The sequence below is a fragment of the Gammaproteobacteria bacterium genome (genome assembly GCA_003696665.1).
Classification (GTDB): domain Bacteria; phylum Pseudomonadota; class Gammaproteobacteria; order Enterobacterales.
In genome coordinates, this window is record RFGJ01000206.1 from 1 (window position 1) to 1250 (window position 1250).

The window sequence follows — 1250 nt, forward strand, 5'->3', positions numbered from 1 at the left end:
CTACAGTGCTGCCGTCTTTTTTAACGACAACCACTTTTCCAGTCGTCTTGTCAATATGAATCCGTTTGACATCTTTCGCTTGAATGTCCTTGGCCGTTTCTTGCTTGGCGCAAGTGGTGCCAGTGTTAGCGTCACAGGCCGCCTCATACTTGGTCGGATCGACGGAGAGGATGCGGGCAAAGGACTAGCCAGGTTCTAAAGACTCAACAAATGGGCCCGACAATGAAAAACTGGAAGCCGGCGCTATCGCAGCTAGCGATACATTCTAAAGATCGGATCAAGCCACACGCGGCCCTACGAACTGGAGGTTGACACAGAATTTTGAACACTACCGAGCAGGCCGTACACCAGATTTGACTATAGCCCTCTTCTATACCCTCAACGCCTCACACGTATCTGGACTTAGTCATCGTTTGCTATCAGATAATAGCTCCCTATTTTTTGAGCTAATCAAAGCCAATATTTCCCTACGTGCCGATGGGTGTAATGCTTCTAGTATTTGTTCGTCACAAACACCTCTTCGTAACCATATCTGAGCAATTGACTCTCCACAGCTGGCAGCTAACGTTTCATCTTCTGCATGGTTGCTCGCGACTTGATACAGCGCATTAAGTGCCCTTGCGTCATCAAACTCGCCTAGATCCATCGCAGCATCGTCTCGTTCAGCGAGTTCCGCCGCAGAATCTAGAAGGACACCAACTAATCCTTCCACAATGTCTTTCTGTGCCATTATCTCACCTAATAATAAACTTTCTCTAGAGGTTGATGTGTACCAATCGCCTTCGTTCCAATCTGGCCTGTGAATGGGTTTACATACGTTCCATTAGTGTCCAGCCGAGCATCGAAGCGGGGTTGATTGCTTCCTGGTTGCAAACCGTGCCGATTACTAGCCTCTGGCTTGATTTTTAATCTCCAAGAAAAATTTCCATCCGCGTCTCTAACTCCCCAAATTTCAGGGCCATCTCCAGGTTTACGAACCCACCCTTTGCTTTTAGCCCAGCGTCGCAAAGTACGAACATTTTGTTGCCCAATTTCAGAAAGCTGACGAACGGCCTTTTGAAAACTTGTTCCTTTTGTCCCCCTGCCCCTAATCTTAGCAGTCTTTTCTACAGCCTCCTCGCGACGAACTAGGCGTTTGATGAGCTTTCGGACGCGTTTATAGCCTTTGCCAAGCAAACGCGTCACCGGTGTCACAGAAGAGACAACCCCAACAAAAGCTGCAGTTCGTGATAATTCTTCATGCGTGAATA

3 protein-coding genes are annotated in these 1250 nt (G+C 47.8%); 1 reads left to right on the forward strand and 2 read right to left on the reverse strand.

What is annotated here, in order from left to right:
• On the forward strand, window positions 1-199 hold a 199-nt coding region (locus tag D6694_05945), incomplete at its 5' end, for a hypothetical protein (GenBank protein RMH44326.1).
• A 207-nt stretch (window positions 200-406) separates the two neighbouring features.
• Here D6694_05945 and D6694_05950 read toward each other — a convergent pair.
• Both D6694_05950 and D6694_05955 read right to left on the reverse strand, forming a co-directional pair.
• A complete protein-coding gene (locus D6694_05950) occupies window positions 407-730 on the reverse strand; it encodes a hypothetical protein (protein RMH44327.1) in 324 nt (107 codons plus the stop codon).
• Between the two features lie 8 nt (window positions 731-738).
• Window positions 739-1250 (reverse strand): hypothetical protein (locus D6694_05955; GenBank protein ID RMH44328.1); only part of this gene is annotated, 512 nt, incomplete at its 5' end.

What these genes read in the sequence shown, in the direction of transcription:
- D6694_05950 (RMH44327.1), bottom strand. Translation starts at nt 730, where the DNA reads ATGGCACAGAAAGACATTGTGGAAGGATTAGTTGGTGTCCTTCTAGAT.